Origin of the sequence: Candidatus Njordibacter sp. Uisw_002 (assembly GCF_047730155.1) — a bacterium.
Taxonomy (GTDB): domain Bacteria; phylum Pseudomonadota; class Gammaproteobacteria; order Pseudomonadales; family Balneatricaceae; genus Njordibacter.
Map to the genome: position 1 here is coordinate 2168964 of NZ_CP159832.1, position 21137 is coordinate 2190100.

Sequence of the window (21137 nt, forward strand, 5' to 3'; positions counted from 1 at the left end):
AGCAATAATGTAAGGTTAGCAGCTTTGACCTAAATAGGCTTTAATATGCGTATCCTTGTGCTGCAAAAAGGCGGCACTAGGCCCAGTCCAATGGACTTTACCTGCCTCAATAAAGACCACAGTATTGGCCAGCTCTAAAGCGTCTTTAGGCTCATGGGTTACAAGCAATACCGTCAATTGATTCTGCATTGCCAAGCGCTTAACTAGAGCTGACATTTCTTGCCTTAACGCTGGATCTAATGCACTAAAGGGTTCGTCTAACAACAATACAGGTTTGCGGCGAACCAACGCACGCCCTAATGCCACTCTTTGCCTTTGACCTCCTGAAAGCTCCTTTGGCAAGCGCGACCCTAAACCTTTCAGGCCTACCTGTTCTAGCGCTTTATCGACTTGGGTTTTTTCAATCTCGCTCAACTTGAGACTTGTCCGTATCCCTAAAGCTAAGTTATTAAATGCTGACATATGGGCAAACAGATTATGCTCTTGGAACAAAGTTGTCACAGGCCTTACTGCAGGCTCAAGCAAATCTACCCGTTGATCGCCAATAATAATTCTAGCTGCGTCATCATCGGTGGTTATAAATCCGGCAAGCAAATTGAGTAAAGTTGACTTGCCAGAGCCACTAGCGCCCATGATAGCTACCACCTGACCTTGAGCGATTTGCAAATCATAAAGAAATTGCTGCTGTCCTAAACAGCAACTTACTTGCTTAAAATTAATCACCTTTGCCTCCTACTAGACGCTCTAAAACCACAAAAATAGTCAGGCATAACCCTAGCAAAACTACTGCAGTCACTCCTGCCGCATCACTTTGATAACTGCCCAAGCGCTGGTACATAAGTAATGGCAAAGTTTGTATGTCTGGGCTACCAAACAAAGCAACCACCCCTAAGTCGCCCGCTGACATAGCTGCAACTAAAGCTAATGCCAAACTGATAGGTTTGCGCAATATAGGCCACTCAACCTGTTGTAGTCGATGCCAACCTTGCACGCCTAAGCTACTGCATAGTCGTCCATAATCTTTATCAATTTTCAAATAGGCAACTGACAAAACACGCAACATATAAGGTAGCCCCATAAGAGCGTTTACTAATACAACAATATAAAGATTAATAGCGAATATGTTTACATGGCGGTTCAGACCTATAAATAGCCCTGTGGCTAATACTAATGGTGGTACAACTAAAATCACAGATCCCATCCATTCTACGGCTAAAGCTGCCGATGCGTTACGATCACGCCAATGACGCTGGGCAAGCAGCAACCCCGAGGCCATTAATAGGCTCACAGAAGCTGACCCTAGGGCTACCCACAAGGTATTATTGAACGCGTTCCACAATCGCAGGTCAAACAAAACATCAAACCAAGAAGTGTTAATACCCGCGATCACTACCGCTAACAGCGGCACCAACACCAATAAAGTCGCCAGCACCAATACCAACGTATCACTCACAATACCCCAAAATGGCTTGAGGTCTGGTCGCAGGTTTTTAGTAGATGTTTGGATGCTCACAAAAATATCAATAGGCCTTCCAAGTCTCAACCCTGCCCATAAAATAACACCACAAAAAACCATCTGTAATAGGCTTAAATACACCGCTTTGGCAATATCAAAGTCAAAGCGTATAGCCTGAAAAATAGCCACTTCAATGGTAGTGGCTTTAGGTCCGCCACCCAAGGTCATCACTATAGCAAAGCTAGTGAAGCACAAGGCAAATACTAGGGCTGCCAATTGAGGCAGCACTCCTTTAATGTGTGGCCACTCAATATGACGCCACAAATCCTTTGAGTTCATACCTAGCTGACTTGATAAACGCCAAGTTTCCCCATTAATGGCTTCTAGTCTCTGCAATAAAATTCGAGTGGCCAAGGGTAAGTTGAAAAATACATGAGCTAACAAAATGCCCGTAATACCGTAGACATAGCTTTGGGGCTGGCCACCAAACCAAGACCACAACTGATTGACGTAACCGTATTTGCCATGCAACAAGATGATACCAAACACAGCAATAATGGTAGGCACAACTAATGCCACACTAAAACACCTAAGCAACAACCACCGCCCTAGAAAAGACTGCCTGCGCGCTAATGCCCGGGCCACTAACACAGCCGCAGACAAACTAATTAAAGTTGATAAACTGGCCTGCCACCAAGAAAACCAAACCACACGCCAAGTATATGTATCAAAAATATAGCTTAACCATTGTGCCTGCCAGATATAGGAAGCAAATGAAACAATGGCCAATAATAGTGGCATCAATACTAGACTAAAACTAATACTACTAAACCATAACCAGCGTTTTGATAACCCGGAATCCATCACTCTTTTAGGGCCTGCTCAAACACAGCCTCTATAAAAAGTAGGTTTCGTGCAAGCGCGCCCTTTTGTTGATTCACAAGCTGTGCACCTGCTGCCCCCATAGACTCTCTTAGCAAAGGGTCTATTAATAGCGCAGTCATATCTTTTAATAAATGCGCACTGGTAGTCACTTTCAACGCCTGCACTTGCTCTAGTTGGTCACACACTTGGGTGAAATTAAAACAATTTGGCCCCATAAGCACAGGCTTACCTAAAGTAGCAGGCTCCAAGGGATTATGCCCCCCTTTATCGGCTAAGCTTCCACCTACAAAAACAACATCCGCACGGCGGTAAAAATCAAACAGCACGCCCATGGCATCTACCAACAATACCCTGCGAGAATGCTGTTGGGAGTCAATAAAACTTGGGATTTGAGCATTGCTTGGCTTACTTACTTGGGTGTACCTTAACCAGGGCAGGCCTGATTGTTGACATAAGTCTGCCACTTCTTCAAATCGTTGTGGATGTCTTGGCACAAGCACAAGGGTACCTTCAATACGTGCAGGCAACTGCGACCAAGCTTGTAATAGACTAGCCTCCTCGCCACTTCGGGTGCTACCACACACAAAACACAGACCTCCAGCTACCATCGTTGTCACATCAAGATAGCTGTCAGGCATGACTAAATCATATTTTAAACTACCCAGAACTGAAACTGTATTAGATGCAGCACCTAAGCTTAAAAACCGCTGCGCTGTCGCTTGATCTTGCACTAATAATGCAGTAATTTTTTGGAGCATTGGCGCCACCAGCCATGGCCAACGTGCGTAGCCTTTGGCGGATCGTTCTGATAAGCGCCCATTAACCAAAATAGTAGGGATTTTTTTCCGTGCGCAACTTGCGATTAAATTAGGCCATAGCTCTGTCTCAACTAACAAAACTGCCCGTGGCTTAACACGCCATAACATCAGTTTGTTTGCTAGCCCAAGGTCAAAGGGCAAGAAAGCCCAACTGACACGGTCATTAGCCGCAAATAACTGTTGGCATCGGGCTTGCCCAGTGACACTGGTAGTGGTCACAAGAACAGGAAGTTTTAGATGGCTAATAATAGCGTTTATTAAAGGTGCAATAGCATTAAGCTCACCCACACTTGCGGCATGAATTAACACAGGGTGATGTTGTTTTTTTGGTAGCCATCCATAACGCTGAAAAAAGCCTGCACGAAACTCAGGGCGACGCCATATGAACAGCAAGTGCAAGACCATGCCAAAAGGTAAAGCTAAATAACATAAAGAGGTGTAAACAAAGAGTGCCACGGGTACAAAATAACCTTTTGTTTGTTAAACTAATGTTAACTTTTATTATTAGTGACGCCAACAACAATGAAAATCGTCAACCTTATCTCTGGTAAAGACCTAGGCGGCCCCAAGCAGACTTTTTTGCATTACAGTGACAATTTACGCCAATTGGGCCATCAAGTCACTTGCGTCATCCGTCCAAATGCACAATTAGAGCCTTTACTAAAACAACGCAAGCACGATTATGTACTGCTGGATTATCCGCGCACACGCTTGCCACTATTAAAACACATTGCCATCAAAAAGCTTAGACTACTCTTTGCTCAACAAGATGTGGATTTGGTCATCGTTCACAAACCTATCGATGCCCAGCTTGTAAGAGCAGCTTTGCCAGCAAATTGTCAATTAGTACTAATTTTACACAGTTACAATAGCGCCGGCATAAATGCAGCAGATCTATTGGTCTGTGTTTCACCTGTAGTGGCTAAATTTGCCCGCAAAAAAGGCTACACAGGTGCAATAGAAATTATTCCTAATTTAGTTGAGCTAAACACCACTGAACCCAAATCTAGGCCGTTCCAATCTATCCCTGTGATTGCCAGCATGGGCATTATGCGCCGCACTAAAGGTCAAGACCTACTGTTACAAGCGGCTGCCATTTTACATCATCGTAATATAGAATTTAGGCTTGTCATTGCAGGAAAAGGGCGCTGGAATAACAAGATAAACACTTTGATTAAAAAATTAGGCTTAAGCGACATTACCCAGCGTTTAGACTGGATAAGCAACCAAAAGCGCGATGAATTTATTGATGGTGCAGACATTATTTGCCTGCCTTCTCGTAGTGAAACCTTTGGCATGGTAGTGATCGAAGCCATGGCACGTAAACGGCTTGTGGTTGCCACCCGATGTGGAGGCCCACAGGGCATTATTAAGCATCAAGACAATGGTTTATTGTGTGATATTAACGCTGATAGCTTAGCCAATGCCATAGCTGCGGCTATTAATTTAGATGCACAAAAACAACATGCTTTGTGTGAAGCCGCTTATCTAACTGTAATAGACCACTATAGTCCAGTAACTGTGCGCCAACAAATAGCAGCCATGCTGGAAAAGCTACCCTAATGCTGGTGTATTAGAGCAGCACTAGCGCCCACACCAAAGCACATTGCACCAAAGCTAAAAGCACTGCAGCAGAAGCTACATCTTTAGCTACCCCAGACCAGTGATGCTGCTCATCACCGTGGCGATCTATCGCTGCTTCAACTGCGGTATTAAATAGCTCTGCAATAAGCACAAAAAACAAGCTCATTATCAATATTGCACTTTCTAAATGCGTTGCCGGCAACCACAAAGCCAGTGGAAATAGCACTAAAAAAGCTAGGATCTCTTGCTGAAAAGCAGTTTCGTTACGCCATGCAAACACCAGACCACGCCAAGAATAACCGCATGCTTTTACCACGCGCTTAACGCTATATAACTTATTAGCCATCACTTAATCCTGTATCATCTTTAGCTACTTGAGCTGGTCGAGAAGACTGAAACTGCAATTGATGCAGGCGAGCATAAATACCCTCTTTATCCATTAACTCCTGATGACTTCCCTGCTCTACTAATTGACCCTTATCCATTACCAAAATTACATCAGCTTGCTCTATGGTTGAAAGGCGGTGTGCAATAACTAAAGTGGTGCGCCCTAATATCACCTCTTCAAGCGCAGCTTGTATATGCCTCTCAGATTCTGTATCCAGTGCCGAGGTGGCTTCATCAAACACCAGCAAAGGTGCATCTTTTAATAACGCTCTAGCAATAGCTATGCGCTGGCGCTGGCCGCCAGATAAAAGGACTCCAGACTCCCCTATCATGGTATCTAGCCCCAAGCTCATGCGATCTGTAAATTCTGTGATTCGCGCGGCCTTAGCGGCCGCTAATATTTGCTCTTCACTAGAATTCCTCATAGCGCCATAAGCAATGTTCTGTGCAATAGTGCCATTAAACAATACGACTTGTTGGTTAACTAGCGCCACTTGTCGACGTAAGTCGACTCGGCTAAGGTCTTGAATATCATTGTCATCTAACAAAATCTGGCCAGACTGAGGCTCATAAAAACGCAATAACAAATTCACTAAAGTGGACTTACCACTGCCTGAACGCCCTACCAATGCAACGACTTGGCCAGGCTGTATAACAATGTTGACCTTATTCAATAAGGGTTGTTTGTCATAACTAAAATCAACATTATTAAAGGTGATCAGCCCCTTAATTCGACCTATAGATTTAGTACCCTGATCTACTTCTGGAGCTTCATCCAACAAAGAAAAGATACTCTGCGAAGCCGCAATGCCTTGTTGTAAAATACTATTAATCTCAGTCATAGAGCGCAATGGCTTAGTGAGCATGCCAGAAGCGGTAATAAAGGCAATAAACTGCCCAGCGCTCATAGCGTCGATGATACTAGGGTGCAAGGCTAAATAGATTAAACCGGCCATCGCTAAGCCCACAATCATTTGCACCAATGGTGTAGAAATAGATTCTGCCAACGCTAATTTCATCGCCTGTTGACGGTTGTTATTACTTGCAGCACCAAAGGCCTTTCGCTCCTGGTCTTGCCCTCCAAACACTCTTACTACTTCGTAACCCTTAATCGCTTCACTAGCGCTGGCCGTCACTTGCCCCATACTATCTTGCAAATTGGCGCTAATATTTCTAAAGCGTTTAGATGCTTTATTTACTACCCAACCAATAAATGGCCCCACAGTCAAAAATACCAACGAGAGCTGCCAATTTAAATACACTATGTAGCTTAGCAAGCCAACGATTGTGAGCCCTTCACGAACAAATATCTTTAACGCATCCGTTGCTGCACCTGTCACCTGCTCAACGTTAAAAGTAAGCTTTGACAATAAGGTTGCAGATGAATTGGTATGATAAAACTTAGCTGGGAGAACTAACAGTCGATCAAAAATATCTAAGCGTATCTGATGAACTACACGTCTAGCCACGTAGGTGATGCCATAGTTACCCAAAAAGAAACCAATACCACGTACAAAAAATATAGCCACTACTGCTACAGGTATAATAATGCGAGCATCTGCGTCACTACTTCCTACACTGTCCACCATGTATTCCATTAAGCTGGCAAACGCAGGTTGGGTCAGTGCAAAAAGCACAAAACCAATAATGCTAACACCAAACACTAACCTGTGTTGAAATACATAGCCCAATAAACGCTTATAGGCTTTCCAAGCCGCTAAAGGAGGCCCAGCGCTAACAGTCGTATCTGGGCTTAAAGGCTTACTCATTTATTGTCCTTAAATGGATAGTAGATTAGTTTCTCTAGCTGGTATTGCTAGCTCAGTGTAAACTATCACTTTGTTGTTAATTGATTAGCATAATATCAGGCTAATTAAGTTCATAACTCATTTAGTCATTTATTTAATAACTTTGTTCGAACACTATATGCCTCTCACTAAACCCTCACTCGCCAAGTTTTACAGCCTAAAGTACTGGCCTATTTGGTTTGGATTGAGCATTCTTCGCTTAATTATCGCCTTGCCGTGGGCCTGGCGCATGGCAGCTGGTAGAGCGATTGGATGGCTATTATATCAGCTATCTAGCCGCAGAAGATCTATTACACAAACCAATATAGCCCTGTGCTTTAGTGATTTAAATACTGCACAGCAGCGCCTGATGGTGCGTCAAACGTTTGCAGACAATGGCATTGGCATTATTGAGACCGCTATGGCGTGGTGGAGTTCCCACAAAAATCTAACTCAAAGGGTTTCAATTGAAGGCGGCGCGCTAATAGAACAAGCCCAAACTCAAGGGCGTGGCGTACTTCTAGTCGGTGCTCATTATACGAGCCTAGATTTAGGTGGTATTTTACTAGCTCAACATTATCCGTATTATGCCACTTACCAGCGCCATGGCAATGCACTAATGGACTGTATAATTCGCCGAGGACGCTTAACCCATCTGCCAGGAATAGTAGAGCGAGGAGATATTCGACAAGTCATACGTTTACTCAAACAAGGCAACATAGTTTGGCTTGCTCCAGATCAAGACGTTGGGCCACAGCGCTCCGTGTTTGCACCTTTTTTTGGCATAGATACAGCGACTACCCCTATTATAAGTCGCCTGGCTTCTGCCACTGGAGCTAAGGTGCTTCAGTTTAGTCACCACCGCACTCAACTTGATCAAGCATATTTGCTTAGCATTACTGACAGTTTGGCAAGTATCCCAAGTGGGCAGTTGGAGGCAGATGCCGCGGTTTTAAATGCCGCTATTGAAGCCAAAGTTCGCCTTAAGCCCACTCAGTACTTGTGGTTACATCGACGTTTTAAAACACGCCCAAAAAACAGCCCTGATATCTATTAAAGCCTTATAGTTGAGCGTTCTGAGAAAGATATTTAAGACATCATCGTGGCAGCCCAAATATTCTTCACCTTGGACCTATGTTCTTGTAAGTCGTCAACAGACACTTCCCCTGCCTTATTCTGTAGTGTGAGTCGGTGCTCAGCAGCCCTCATCTTTTGATATGCCTCACGTAAATCATGGGCATCTGATGTACTTAGAATTAATTGTTTTTCAAAAGCGTCTAAAATACGAATATTATCGGTATAGCTAAGGAGTGCTTGGCACTGATGAGCGTATGCGAGCACACCGTACTGCACCATGAATTCAATATCAACAATGCCACCCTCATCGTGCTTTAGATGAAATTTTAGCGTCTGGCCGTCTGCATTTGGTTTACTGGCAAGCTGGTGTCGCATTTTTTCTCGCATTTTTACTACGTCCTGCTTTACAGAAGCGCTGTTTCTAACTTGAGATAATATGTGTTTACGCACAGCAATAAAGTCGTTAGACAACTGATGACTACCCGAAAGAGGCCTTGCTCTGACAAGGGCTTGATGCTCCCAGGTCCATGCCTCATGTAATTGGTATTGAGTAAACGCTGTCAAAGTAGACACTAATAAACCTTTAGCTCCATCTGGCCTTAGGCGCATATCCACTTCATATAGCTGCCCTGCTGCTGTGAGCGTATTCAAATAGTTAATCATGCGCTGACCAAGGCGCGTAAAAAACACACTATTAGATATGGGTTTAGGGCCATCAGTTTCGGCTTGAGAAGGCATGTCATAGATAAATACTAAATCTAAATCCGACCCATAGCTAAGTTCCCACCCACCTACTTTTCCATAACCCACAACGATAAAATCATCACTTGGGCCATGTTCATTTTGAGGATGCCCATGCCGCAGGCTCAGCTCACGCCATGAAAGGTGCTGGACTTGGGCCACCACCGCTTCAGCAACATAGGTCAGCTGATCACTAACTTTCATTAATGGCAAACGCCCTGTGACCTCTTGGGCTGCAATACGCAACAAATGGGCATGTTTAAAATGCCTAAGCGCTTCCATTAGCTGCTCTGTGTCGTCTTCTGGCAGGCGTAAAAGATTTTGTGCTAACTCCTGCTTTAGCTCCACAGCATCAGGTACATTAAATAAACTATTAACGTCCAATAGCTCATCAAGCAATGAAGGCTGGCGTGCTAAAAAGTCAGAAAACCATGAACTAGCGGAACAAAGTTCCACCAACAACTTTAACGCTGTTGGATTTTCTAGCAATAGCACCAAATACACAGAACGCCTTAATACAGCTTCAATGAGCACCAGTACGCGAGATAAAGTAAGGGCAGAATCATTTTGTTGAGCTGATATCTGCAAAATTTTTGGCATTAACTTAGCTAATCGCTCTTGTGCTACTGGCTGCATTGTTTGCGCAGAACGGCTTTGATGCAGCGACCATAAGTGTTGCAATATATTGTCTGCATCAGCAAAGCCTGCTTGGCTTAATATGTCTTGCCACTGCGACTGAAGTGTAAACTGCTCTTCTTGTCTGGCACTGTGAGATATTTCCTCCCACAGTTGAATTAATTGATGATCTTGGCCTTGTACTTTATCATCCTCTTTTAGTGCCACCACCAGCTCAAATTGTTGATGTATAAAATCCCTTGCAAGGTTAATCTTCGTTTGTAAGTCATTCCAGCAAAAAAAACCTAAAGCAAAAGCGAGTCGTGCTTGCTCAGACTCTTGGGCAGGTAAGTCTTGGGTTTGTTGGTCCTCAACCGCCTGAAGGGCGTGCTCAACATCACGCAAAAACCAATAATGTTGGCGTAAAGTCTCCACTTCTTCAGACGCCAAGCCAGCAGTCTCAGGCAATAAGTTTAATACCGACATTAAGCTACTGGTTTGCAGCCGAATATCTCGCCCTCCACGAATAAGTTGAAATGCTTGGGCAATAAACTCTACCTCACGAATACCACCAGCACCCAACTTCACATTTTGGTGTAAACCACGCCGGCGTACCTCACTAGCAATCATTTGTTTAAGACTACGTAAAGATTCAATAGCACTAAAATCTAAATACCTCCGATACACAAAGGGTCTCAAAAGCTCTAACAACACACGACCCTGATCTTGATTACCAGCAATCACTCGAGCTTTAATAAATGCATATCTTTCCCATTCACGCCCCTGTTGCTGATAATATATTTCCATAGCATCAAAGCTTAGAGATAATGCACCACTGGCACCATATGGCCTTAGACGCATATCTACCCGAAAGACAAAACCATCTGCTGTAACCAAATCAATAGTTTGAATTAAACGCTGTCCTAACCGAATGAAAAATTGTTGGTTATCGATACTACGCCTGCCACCTTGGGTTTGGCCTCCTGCTGGAAAACTAAAAATCAGATCTATATCAGAAGATAAATTAAGCTCTTTACCACCAAGCTTACCCATACCTAACACCACCAACTCTTGTGGCTGCCCATCAAGGCTTGTAGGTTGCCCCCATTGTTTAATACTGTCCTGGTGCAGCCAGGTCAAAGCTTCACCCACACAAATATCAGCAAGGTTAGATAACTCTTTAACTAACTCTTGGCTGGTGCCTAAACAACAACGATTACGCCATATTAAGCGGACTTGATGGGCTTTTCTAAATTGCCTTAAACACCGGTTTAGCTGAGTCTCGTTAGTGACTTTACTCATACTTTGCGCTAACAAAGCCTGCAACTGAACTTTAGAAAAAGCACTGATCACAAAGTTGTAATCCAATAGCTGAGGATTTAGTGAGAGCGTTCTTGCTACAAATGGGCTAGCAGTAATGACATTAATTAGTTGTAGCTGTGTGTCAGGATGATGCCAAGGAGAATTTATGGATGGCGTAAAGGCTTCAAACCACTGCATTAGCTCGTCTTTTAATGAGCTCTTGAGTGCGTCTATGACATGTTGATTTTCTGGCGCGACAATAATCGCCATACCCATTACTCCTAAAAATATATGCCCGCAGCGTGGCTATTGCTGATGCAAAATTATACTGATTTGCCGCTTGTTATCGCTGCATTTAGTATAGACCCTAACGGAAAAATTCCCCTACAATCAAGTAATAGATGATTCTTTGTGCCATTAAATTTTATATGACTCATTTTTTCTAAGTAAGTCGCCTTTGTGTGATTGACACAAGCGCATTAGCGCGGCTTAATAGTACCCTTCTCATACCAAAGCGACAGGTAATCTAAAGTGATCGAGACCAATCAGCAATATGTAAACTGGTTTCGCCATTCTGCGCCCTATATTAACGCTCACCGCGGACGAACTTTTGTTATTTATTTACCTGGCGAAGCCCTAGCTCACCATAATTTTTCCCATACTATCCATGATATAAACTTGCTCAACAGTTTAGGTGTTAAATTAGTATTAGTGCATGGTAGTCGACCTCAAATACAAAAAGCATGCAGCAAAGCTTTAGTGCAAGGGCAATTTCATAACGGTTTGCGCATTACAGATTTAGAGCAGCTGGCTTTAGTTCAATCTACTGTAGGCCGCCAAGCCATGCAATTAGAGGCCCGTTTTTCTATGGGCATTGCCAATTCGCCGATGCAGGGCTCTAGAATTCGTACCAGTCGTGGAAACTTTATTACAGCGCGTCCGATTGGCGTAAAAAACGGCGTCGACTTCTCTTATACCGGAGAAGTAAGGCGGGTAGATTCGCAAGCTATTGGCAAGCAACTGGATGACGGTAATCTTGTGCTTATTTCATGTTTGGGATACTCCCCCACTGGAGAAACGTTTAACCTTGCTGCAGCGCAGGTTGCAGGCCGTGTGGCCGCAAGCCTACAAGCTGACAAGTTAATAGTGTTTGGAGCTGATAAAGGCATCACCAATTCACGTGGCGAGCAAGTGGCCGAGTTACTCACCAAGGCCGGCCATCGTTTAGTACACCAGCATCAAAATAGTGGGGATAGTTGGACCGACTTATCCATGAATATTGACGTGTTATCCAAAGCTTGTGATGCTGGAGTAGACCGAGGACACTTGCTAAGCTATCAAGAAGATGGCGCTTTGTTAAGTGAGCTATTTAGTCGTGATGGCTCAGGTACTATGATAATAAAGGAAAGCTACGAGCAAGTTCGTAACGCCTGTATTGATGATGTGGGTGGAATCTTACAACTTATTCGCCCCCTAGAAGATGATGGCGTATTAGTGCGCCGCTCACGTGAATTACTTGAGTCTGAAATTCATTACTTTAGTGTGATTGAACGAGACAATGCTATTATTGGGTGTGCTGCATTATATCCATTTGATGATGCACGCCAGGGTGAGCTAGCTTGCATGGCCATCGACGCTGATTATCGTGGGGGGGATAGGGGCCAAATATTGCTGCGTCATATAGAAAAGCAATCTAGCCATATGGGTCTACAAGCACTCTTTGTACTGACTACGGCCTCCTCTCATTGGTTTATAGAAAATGGTTTTGTTGCTGCGGACTTAGAGCACTTACCTACTAGCAGGCAGTCGTTATACAATTTTCAACGTAATTCAAAAGTATTTAGTAAAGAATTACCATAACCACTTTAATAACTTTTATTATAAGGCACCTATCTCATGCCCATTTATCGTTCTAAAACCTCCACTTCTGGCCGTAATATGGCAGGCGCACGTGCTTTATGGCGTGCAACTGGCATGACTGATTCCGACTTTCAAAAGCCCATTATTGCCGTATGTAACTCGTTTACCCAATTTGTTCCAGGCCATGTTCACCTAAAAGATATGGGGCAATTGGTTGCACGAGAAATCGAGAAAGTAGGTGGTGTAGCTAAAGAATTTAATACTATTGCTGTGGACGATGGTATTGCTATGGGTCATGACGGCATGCTTTATTCTTTGCCATCACGGGACATTATTGCGGACTCTGTAGAATATATGGTCAATGCCCATTGTGCGGATGCAATGGTGTGTATTTCTAACTGCGACAAAATCACTCCAGGAATGTTTATGGCCGCCATGCGCCTAAACATTCCTTGTGTTTTTGTTTCAGGTGGCCCGATGGAAGCAGGCAAAACGAAACTAGGTGATCGTAAGTTAGATCTTGTTGATGCAATGGTCATCGCTGTTGATGATAGCGCTAGTGATGAAGAAGTTGCTGAATATGAACGTTCAGCTTGTCCTACATGTGGATCTTGCTCTGGTATGTTTACCGCCAACTCCATGAACTGCCTAACAGAGGCTTTAGGCTTATCTTTACCTGGTAATGGTAGCTTATTGGCAACACACGCAGATCGCAAAGAGTTATTTTTAGAGGCAGGTCGCACCGTAGTAGAGCTGTGTAAGCGTTATTATGAAAATGATGATGAAAGCGCTCTACCAAGAAACATTGCTAGCTTTAAGGCGTTTGAAAACGCCATGACTTTAGACATTGCAATGGGCGGCTCTACCAATACGATTTTACACTTATTGGCAGCAGCCCAAGAAGGTGAGATTGACTTTGACATGAGCAATATTGACGAGCTTTCTCGCAGAGTACCGCAATTATGTAAAGTTGCACCTAGTACACCCAAGTACCACATGGAAGACGTTCACCGTGCGGGTGGTGTGTTTGCAATTTTGGGCGAACTTAATCGCGCAGGTTTACTACACGCAGAATTACCCACAGTGCACAGCAATACCATGTCTGAAGCATTGGCCAAATGGGACATTACTGTCACTGACGATTTGGCAGTTAAAAAGTTCTACCAAGCAGGTCCTGCAGGTATTCCCACGCAAACTGCATTTAGCCAAGCGACGCGCTGGCCAAGTGTTGATGATGACCGTGTTGATGGCTGTGTACGCAACTTGGCCAACGCATACTCCACTGAAGGTGGTCTAGCTATACTTACAGGTAATTTGGCACAAGATGGCTGCGTGGTTAAGACCGCAGGTGTTGATGAAAGCATTTGGTTATTTGAAGGACCTGCTTACATTTGTGAAAGCCAAGATCAGGCAGTAGCCGATATTTTGGGTGACAAAGTCAAAGAAGGTGATGTGGTTGTCATTCGCTATGAAGGCCCCAAAGGCGGTCCAGGTATGCAGGAAATGTTATACCCTACCAGTTATCTTAAAACCAAAGGTTTAGGCAAGGCCTGCGCCTTATTGACTGATGGCCGCTTCTCTGGCGGCACCTCTGGATTGTCAATTGGTCACGTGTCGCCAGAAGCTGCTAGTGGAGGCAACATTGCCTTGGTTGAGCACGGCGACCGTATTCGTATTGATATTCCTAATCGCACCATTGACGTGTTACTTAGTGATGAGGAGCTTAGTCAACGCCGCGAAGCGATGAATGCGATGGGCAAGAAGGGCTGGAAGCCTACAGCCGAGCGCCCACGTAAGGTTAGCTCTGCACTTAGGTTCTACGCCAGCACAGTGACCAGCGCTGACAAGGGCGCTATTCGCGATATTAGCTTGCTAGATTAGGCCACCTTATAAAGGTGGTAAAAGTATAGTAAAGCCATGCCATTACCCAAGAGTAATGACATGGCTTATATAGTGTATTTACTTACGTTCCAACACTAAATAGCTAAAATCAAAGGGATTGGACTCTTTAGCTGTAATGTCTTCACGAGCAATTTCTTGCCACTCATCATCATCTAAAGCCGGAAAGTAGGCGTCACCTTCCACCTTGCACTGAACTCTTGTTAGGTATACCCGATCAGCTAAGTCTAAAGACTTTTCATATATTTGCGCACCACCAATAATCATCACTTCTTGTATGCCATTAATGAGATTAATACTCTCACCTAGAGCTATTGCCTGCTCTAGGCTTGATACTACCTCAATCCCCTTCGCAGCATAATCTGTTTGACGGCTTATGACGATATTGTCTCTTCCTGGTAAGGGTCTGCCTATAGATTCAAAGGTTTTTCTCCCCATGATGACAGGTTTACCTAGTGTCATGGTTTTAAAATACTGCAAGTCCCCGGGTAAGTGCCAAGGCAATTCATTATTGCGACCGATCACATTATTTTGCGAAGCAGCCACGATTAAAGCAATAGTCATACTGCAACAACCCCTTTAATATGTGGATGAGACTGATAATCATGCAGTTGAAAATCATCAAAAGTGAAGTCGAAAATGTTATTCACGCAAGGATTGATATGCATTTTGGGCAATGCCATGGTGTCACGAGACAATTGAAGCTCAACTTGCTCTAAATGGTTTGAATACAGGTGTGCATCACCTAGCGTATGCACAAAATCTCCAACCTCCAAGTCACAAACCTGAGCCACCATCATGGTTAACAATGCGTAACTTGCAATATTAAAAGGTACACCTAAGAAAATATCGGCACTACGCTGATAGAGCTGACAAGACAACTTGCCATTAGCTACATAAAATTGAAACATCATATGGCAAGGTGGCAACGCCATACGCTCTACATCAGCTACATTCCAAGCACTCACAATTAACCGGCGCGAGTCTGGATTGGTTTTTATTTGCTGGATAAGCTGACTAATTTGATCGATATGGCTACCATCTGGCTTGGGCCACGAACGCCATTGGGACCCATACACTGGCCCCAAGTCACCATTTTCATCTGCCCACTCATCCCAGATACGTACTCCATTGTCGGTTAAATATTGGGTGTTTGTAGAACCTTGTAAAAACCATAACAACTCATGAATAATGGACTTAAGATGTAGTTTTTTAGTAGTCAGCGCAGGAAACCCTTTGGACAAATCAAACCGCATTTGGTAGCCAAAAACACTCAAGGTGCCAGTTCCAGTGCGGTCTTCCTTCAGCGCTCCTGTACCTTGCACATGGCGCATTAAATCAAGATATTGCTGCATATAGAAAACCCACCCAGATAATAAGATACATGGTATTTTAACCTTTAATCGAAGTCTTGCGTACTAATAAATACGCCCCTATCGCAACCATTGGTAAAGATAATAACTGCCCCTGAGTCATCCAATCTAAGGCTACATAATTTAAATGGGCATCAGGTTGACGAGCAAATTCGACTAAAAATCTTTGTAACCCATACCCTAGCAAAAACAAACCTGAAACCCGCAAGGGCGCTCTAGGTTTAGCTGAGTATACCCAAAGCACTGCAAACAACAGCAAACCCTCAAGTAACAGTTGATATAGCTGAGATGGGTGTCGTGCCAAAGCATCCACATGGGGAAACACCATACCCCAGGGCATATCAGTTGGTCGCCCCCACAGCTCCCCACCAATAAAATTACCTAAGCGCCCTGCACCCAAACCTAGTGGCACAAGCGGCACCACAAAATCCATCACCTGTGGATATTTGAAGTGATGTTTACGTACAAACCAAATACCACTGATAACCACGCCAAGAAAACCGCCATGAAACGACATTCCACCTTCCCAAACACGCAACAACATGCCTGGATTTTGAATAAAAGCTTCAAACTGGTAAAAGAGCACATAACCTAAACGCCCACCTAAAACGACGCCAATAGCACCAAAAAATATCACGTCACTTAATTGTTCTTTACTAAATCCAGCAGCCTTAGCTCGTCTACTCCCAAGCCAAAAAGCAGAGCTAAAAGCCAACAAATACATCAGGCCATACCAATGTATGGCTAAGGGCCCTAATTGTATAAGAACTGGGTCGATATTAGGAAAAGTAAGCATTATTATCCTTAAAACCAAACACTAGTTAACATTCTAAACCCCATTAATAGTAGCATCCATGCAAACAGTCGTTTGAGTAATTTTGCCGACAAACGATGTGCAATCACAGAACCATAAGAAGCTGCAATAAAACTTGTAGCCACAATACCAAGCAACGCTGGCAAATAAATATAGCCTAAACTGTATGCTGGTAACATGGGGTTGCCCCACCCCAAAATCGCATTGGATACTGCGCCTGAAATTGCGATGGCAAAGCCACATGCGCTAGCTGTGGCCACTGCTTTTTGCATGACCAACTGGCGATTAGATAGCCAAGTCACCAACAAATTACCTCCACCAATACCAAAAAGCACTGACACCCAGCCTATAAATACCCCAGCAATACCTAAGCCCAAAACACCAGGCAGATTGGAGGCGCCCTCGCCTGATTGAGACAACATCATTCTCAAGCTCAAGAAGATGGCAAAGGCACCAAAACTTGCCTGCAAATAAATAGCAGGAATAGTAAGAGCGGTATTCACACCAACAAACGAGCCAATCAGCATACCCACTGCAATGGGCTTAACTAAATACCATTGAATAGACGCTTTTTTTTGGTGGATGCGAATAGCAGATAAAGACGTAAACATAATATTGGCTAAAGAAGTAGCGATCGCCATATAAAATACTATTTCAGGGTTTATGCCCTGAAGATTAAATGCCAAAACTAAAGCTGGCACGACCACAATGCCGCCGCCAATACCAAAGAGCCCAGCTAAAAGTCCGGCTAATGCGCCTAGGGCCATATAAGCAACAAAAATCATTCGTTCACATCTTACTAATAAAAAAGCTATTATCTACGCTTAGCCCCATAAGCGCAAAGTTTAGGAGACTCAATCTTTCATGTGCCTCATTGTTTTCGCCCATCAACTCAATCCAGACTGGCCTCTGATTATGGCAGCTAATCGCGATGAATTTCTTCAGCGCCCCACTAAAAACATGCACTGGTGGCCAGATCTTGAAATACTTGCAGGCAAAGACCTAGACGCAGGAGGCACATGGCTTGGAATACACAAAGATGGCCGCTGGGCTGGCGTCACAAATTTTCGCAAGGCAACTGACAAAAACACAAGTGTTGAGGCTTTTAAAACTCGAGGTCAATTAGTCATTAACTTTTTACGCCAAAATGACACAAGTCTAGCTTATGCAAACTCTCTTCAAATGGATCAGTTTGCGGGATTTAATTTACTGCTCTGGGATAACCATGAGTTGGTGTTTTGCGCTAATAATGAGCAGCAACCACCCAAAGTACTTCCTCCAGGATTATACGGCCTAAGTAATGGCGTGCTAGATTGTAACTGGCCCAAAGTAAAGCATGTTAAACACAGTTTAATGTGCGCTTTACACCAACCTCCACTGCACCAAAACCTGCAACAGATAATGCTCGATACAGCTATAGCGCAGGATAATCTACTACCTAATACAGGCATTGCCATTGACTGGGAAAGGCGATTATCTTCTTGCTTTATTGACGCACCAGACTATGATTATGGCACCCGTTCCTGCATTAGTGTATTGCGCGACCGTATGGGAAATATGGATGTTTTTGAAACTTGTTTTGACCATTTAAAACCATTAACGCAACACTTTACTTGGATGTCTGAAGAACCGTGAATACCAGCTTAATTTTCCTTAATGGCCTAGCACTTAGTGCTGGGCTTATTATTGCTATTGGCGCGCAAAATGCTTTTTTACTGAACCGAGCTTTGCGCGATCAACATCAATACGCAATAGCACTTTTTTGCAGTTTGACTGACGCTACCCTTATCTGCCTAGGCATATTTGGTATGGGAGCATTGGTACAAGCACAACCGGATTTATTATTATGGATTTCGTGTGCAGGGTCTGTGTTTTTGTTTATTTATGGGGCTTTGGCGTTTAAATCAGCAGTCAGTGGACACACTATCAATATAGAGGACAGCTCAAGTGAATACTCACTTACTAAAGCCATCACTGTGGCTGCAAGTGTAAGCTTACTCAACCCCCACTGTTATTTAGACACCATGGTTTTAGTGGGTGGTATTAGCAGCCAATATGTTGGTAGTGAAAAACTATGGTTTGGATTAGGCGCGGTGAGCGCATCTTTTATTTGGTTTTTTAGTTTGGCTTGGGGAGCCAAGTGGCTCATGCCTTTATTTAAAAACCCTTCTGCATGGCGAGTGCTAGATGGTCTTATTGGTATTATGATGTGGGGCATTGCCGCAGGTTTAATTGTCCACATATCGACTATGTAGGCGCGTTAGCCCAGCCGCTTTTAGGTTTTCTTGAATAACTTGCTGCACACCATCTGCACCAGCTTGTTCTAAGGCTTTGTGTAACATTTGTTGGGCTTGGGTTAGGCTAAATTTGCGAATCACAGACTTCACTTTTGGAAGGCTTGCAGCGTTCATAGACAAGCTATCGTAGCCCATTCCCATCAACAATAAAGCACCAGCGGGGTCACCCGCTAATTCACCACACAAACCTACGGGAATGCCTGCAAATTTAGCAGCATCTACTACATGCTGCAAAGCCATTAATACGGCAGGGTGCATAGTGTGATACAACTCCGCTACCCGAGGATTATCTCTATCAACGGCCAATATATATTGCGTTAAATCATTGCTTCCCACAGACATAAAGTCCACACGCTGGGCTATGTGCTTGGCTTGGTACACAGCAGCAGGCACCTCGATCATTACGCCTATGGGCGGCCTCACTAACTTATAACCCTCCTCACACAGTTCTAAAAAAGCTTGGTCAATCCAGCGGATTGATTCATCTATCTCGCTCACATGAGTAATCATAGGCAGCATTATACGCAGGTTATCTAAGCCTTCGCTGGCCTTAAGCATCGCTCGGATTTGCACCAAAAATATTTCTGGATGATCTAACGTGACTCGAATACCACGCCAACCTAAAAATGGATTGTCTTCTTTTATGGCAAAGTAAGGTAAGTTTTTATCTCCACCAATATCCAATGTTCGCATAGTCACAGGAAGAGGCGCAAAGCCTTGTAGCTGAGTTCGATAACATTGGGTTTGTTCATTCTCTGAAGGAAAGTGTTCCTTAATCATAAAAGGTACTTCAGTGCGATATAGACCCACTCCTTGTGCACCTTGAGCTAGTGAACGACCCACATCTAAAGGTAAGCTAGTATTAACGAGCAAGGGCACTGTGTGGCCGTCGCGGGTTTGGGCAGGCACAAGTCTGAGCACTTCTAACTCTTTAGTAAATGAGTCCTCTTCAACAATAGCTTGCTCATACTGACGCCTTAAGTCTTGGCTTGGATTAAGGAATATCCGCCCCATATAACCATCAATAACCACTTCTTGGCCTTCCATGCGACGATATGGAAAGTCTACTGCGCCCATAATGGTAGGTATTCCCATGGATCGCGCCAAAATAGCAGCATGAGAGTTATTCGAACCCAATGTAGAAATGATAGCCTTAAGCTTATCAACTGGCACTTCGGCTAGCATAGCAGCAGTTACTTCTTCAGCGACCAGCACTGTTGAATCTTCAAACCTACGCACTTCGGTATTAGTTTGTTGCAACTCAGCCAAGATACGTCGCCCAAGATCTCTTATGTCAGATGCTCTTTCTCGTAAATAAGGGTCTTCCATTGCCTCAAAGGAACGGATATGTTGTTGCACCACGCGGCGCAATGAGCCTTGGGCCCACTGACCTTGACGTATATGCTGAATCACTTCTCCTGCAAGAGCATTATCGTCTAACATACGCATATACACTTCGAACAACTCTTGTTCTTGGTTTTTTAAGTTGCGCGCTAAGGTGCGACTAATTATTTTAATCTTGCGTCTAACCGCTTCTAAAGCGGTTTGGAAGGCCTCAACCTCAGTTTCTGCATCACGACACCTACGATCTGGCACTTTATTTAGATCAGCAGGCGGGGCAATCACCGCTACATGTCCAATTGCTACGCCACCAGAGCCACTGACGCCCTCATAATGCAGGTCCAAACTTTCACCATCAGCTAAAGCATCATGGCGTAAACCACCCCCTGTAGCCTCTGCGTGCGCTATAAACCCTGCAAGCTGAGCCGACAAAGTAATAAGCACTGCTTCTTCTTCAGTATCAAACTGGCGTTCATCACGCTGCTGCACCACTAAAATACCCAACACCTTACGGTGGTGAATAATAGGCACACCTAAAAAGGAGCTAAAGGCCTCTTCACCTGTCTCTTGTACGTAATGAAAATTGGGGTGTTGCGCAGCTTGCTTAAGGTTAATCGTTTCAGCTTTAAGACCTACCAAACCAACTAAGCCTTGCCCAGAAGACAGGCAAGCTGAACCGATAGAAGCCTGATTAAGGCCCTCACTGGCCATAAGCACGTAATTATCAGTTTGTGGAAAATAAAGGTATATAGAACACACATCTGTGCGCATGGCGCGTCGAACTTGATGCACCACCAATTTCAGGGCCGATTGCAAATCTTCAGCGGCACTTACCGCTTGTATTATTTTACGCAGACTATGAAGCATTCCATTCCTACCTATAGTTTTTACTTAAAGCTTT

Annotated in this window: 17 protein-coding genes; 6 read left to right on the top strand and 11 right to left on the bottom strand. The window is 44.0% G+C overall.

Annotation, left to right across the window (positions count from 1 at the left end):
- Positions 1-15 precede the first annotated feature (15 nt).
- Genes thiQ through ABXT42_RS10420 form a run of 3 tightly spaced genes read right to left on the bottom strand, consistent with a single transcriptional unit; the run spans position 16 to position 3615 of the window.
- Positions 16-723 carry a thiamine ABC transporter ATP-binding protein gene (gene thiQ, locus ABXT42_RS10410; RefSeq protein ID WP_443628074.1) on the bottom strand — a complete coding sequence of 236 codons (708 nt, stop codon included), beginning with the start codon at positions 721-723 and terminating at the stop codon, positions 16-18.
- Positions 716-2320, bottom strand: coding sequence for a thiamine/thiamine pyrophosphate ABC transporter permease (gene thiP, locus ABXT42_RS10415; RefSeq protein ID WP_443628075.1), 1605 nt, complete (start codon positions 2318-2320; stop codon positions 716-718). Before thiP ends, thiQ begins: the two co-directional genes overlap by 8 nt.
- Positions 2320-3615 carry a 3-deoxy-D-manno-octulosonic acid transferase gene (locus tag ABXT42_RS10420; RefSeq protein ID WP_443628076.1) on the bottom strand — a complete coding sequence of 432 codons (1296 nt, stop codon included), beginning with the start codon at positions 3613-3615 and terminating at the stop codon, positions 2320-2322. Before ABXT42_RS10420 ends, thiP begins: the two co-directional genes overlap by 1 nt.
- 66 nt (positions 3616-3681) lie before the next feature.
- Here ABXT42_RS10420 and ABXT42_RS10425 point away from each other — a divergent pair, with 66 nt between their 5' ends.
- Positions 3682-4722: a glycosyltransferase gene (locus ABXT42_RS10425; RefSeq protein WP_443628077.1), complete on the top strand. Its 1041-nt coding sequence runs from the start codon at positions 3682-3684 to the stop codon at positions 4720-4722.
- 10 nt (positions 4723-4732) lie between these two features.
- Here ABXT42_RS10425 and ABXT42_RS10430 read toward each other — a convergent pair whose 3' ends face one another.
- Positions 4733-5089 carry a diacylglycerol kinase gene (locus ABXT42_RS10430; RefSeq protein WP_443628078.1) on the bottom strand — a complete coding sequence of 119 codons (357 nt, stop codon included), beginning with the start codon at positions 5087-5089 and terminating at the stop codon, positions 4733-4735.
- Positions 5082-6899 carry a lipid A export permease/ATP-binding protein MsbA gene (gene msbA / locus ABXT42_RS10435; RefSeq protein WP_443628079.1) on the bottom strand — a complete coding sequence of 606 codons (1818 nt, stop codon included), beginning with the start codon at positions 6897-6899 and terminating at the stop codon, positions 5082-5084. The genes ABXT42_RS10430 and msbA overlap by 8 nt, the downstream gene beginning before the upstream one ends.
- Positions 6900-7056: 157 nt before the next feature.
- Here msbA and lpxL point away from each other — a divergent pair, with 157 nt between their 5' ends.
- Positions 7057-7974 carry an LpxL/LpxP family Kdo(2)-lipid IV(A) lauroyl/palmitoleoyl acyltransferase gene (lpxL, locus tag ABXT42_RS10440; protein ID WP_443628080.1) on the top strand — a complete coding sequence of 306 codons (918 nt, stop codon included), beginning with the start codon at positions 7057-7059 and terminating at the stop codon, positions 7972-7974.
- 32 nt (positions 7975-8006) lie between these two features.
- On the opposite strand, the gene glnE is transcribed toward lpxL, so the two are convergent.
- Positions 8007-10922: a bifunctional [glutamate--ammonia ligase]-adenylyl-L-tyrosine phosphorylase/[glutamate--ammonia-ligase] adenylyltransferase gene (gene glnE, locus ABXT42_RS10445; RefSeq protein ID WP_443628081.1), complete on the bottom strand. Its 2916-nt coding sequence runs from the start codon at positions 10920-10922 to the stop codon at positions 8007-8009.
- A 261-nt stretch (positions 10923-11183) separates the two neighbouring features.
- On the opposite strand from glnE, the gene argA reads away from it, so the two are divergent.
- Positions 11184-12512 carry an amino-acid N-acetyltransferase gene (gene argA / locus ABXT42_RS10450; protein WP_443628082.1) on the top strand — a complete coding sequence of 443 codons (1329 nt, stop codon included), beginning with the start codon at positions 11184-11186 and terminating at the stop codon, positions 12510-12512.
- Between the two features lie 36 nt (positions 12513-12548).
- Positions 12549-14393 (top strand): dihydroxy-acid dehydratase, encoded by a 1845-nt coding sequence (gene ilvD / locus ABXT42_RS10455; protein WP_443628083.1) that lies wholly within the window; start codon positions 12549-12551, stop codon positions 14391-14393.
- 78 nt (positions 14394-14471) lie between these two features.
- On the opposite strand, the gene ABXT42_RS10460 is transcribed toward ilvD, so the two are convergent.
- From ABXT42_RS10460 to ABXT42_RS10475, 4 genes are read right to left on the bottom strand one after another with little or no spacing between them, the layout of a single operon-like run.
- The gene (locus ABXT42_RS10460) at positions 14472-14975 is read right to left on the bottom strand and encodes a dihydrofolate reductase (RefSeq protein ID WP_443628084.1); all 504 of its coding nucleotides are present in this window, start codon (positions 14973-14975) and stop codon (positions 14472-14474) included.
- Positions 14972-15766, bottom strand: a complete 795-nt coding sequence (locus ABXT42_RS10465) for a thymidylate synthase (protein WP_443628085.1) — start codon at positions 15764-15766, stop codon at positions 14972-14974. Before ABXT42_RS10465 ends, ABXT42_RS10460 begins: the two co-directional genes overlap by 4 nt.
- Before the next feature lie 37 nt (positions 15767-15803).
- Positions 15804-16580: a prolipoprotein diacylglyceryl transferase gene (gene lgt / locus ABXT42_RS10470; RefSeq protein ID WP_443628086.1), complete on the bottom strand. Its 777-nt coding sequence runs from the start codon at positions 16578-16580 to the stop codon at positions 15804-15806.
- A gap of 8 nt (positions 16581-16588) precedes the next feature.
- The gene (locus ABXT42_RS10475; RefSeq protein ID WP_443628087.1) at positions 16589-17383 is read right to left on the bottom strand and encodes a sulfite exporter TauE/SafE family protein; all 795 of its coding nucleotides are present in this window, start codon (positions 17381-17383) and stop codon (positions 16589-16591) included.
- Between the two features lie 79 nt (positions 17384-17462).
- Between ABXT42_RS10475 and ABXT42_RS10480 the strand changes: the two genes are divergently transcribed.
- Both ABXT42_RS10480 and ABXT42_RS10485 read left to right on the top strand, forming a co-directional pair.
- Complete coding sequence (locus ABXT42_RS10480) at positions 17463-18233, top strand: NRDE family protein (RefSeq protein WP_443628088.1); 771 nt, start codon at positions 17463-17465, stop codon at positions 18231-18233.
- Complete coding sequence (locus ABXT42_RS10485) at positions 18230-18853, top strand: LysE/ArgO family amino acid transporter (RefSeq protein WP_443628089.1); 624 nt, start codon at positions 18230-18232, stop codon at positions 18851-18853. Before ABXT42_RS10480 ends, ABXT42_RS10485 begins: the two co-directional genes overlap by 4 nt.
- On the opposite strand, the gene ptsP is transcribed toward ABXT42_RS10485, so the two are convergent.
- On the bottom strand, positions 18827-21103 hold the full coding sequence (gene ptsP, locus ABXT42_RS10490) for a phosphoenolpyruvate--protein phosphotransferase (RefSeq protein WP_443628090.1): 2277 nt from the start codon (positions 21101-21103) through the stop codon (positions 18827-18829). The genes ABXT42_RS10485 and ptsP overlap by 27 nt on opposite strands.
- Between the last annotated feature and the right edge of the window lie 34 nt (positions 21104-21137).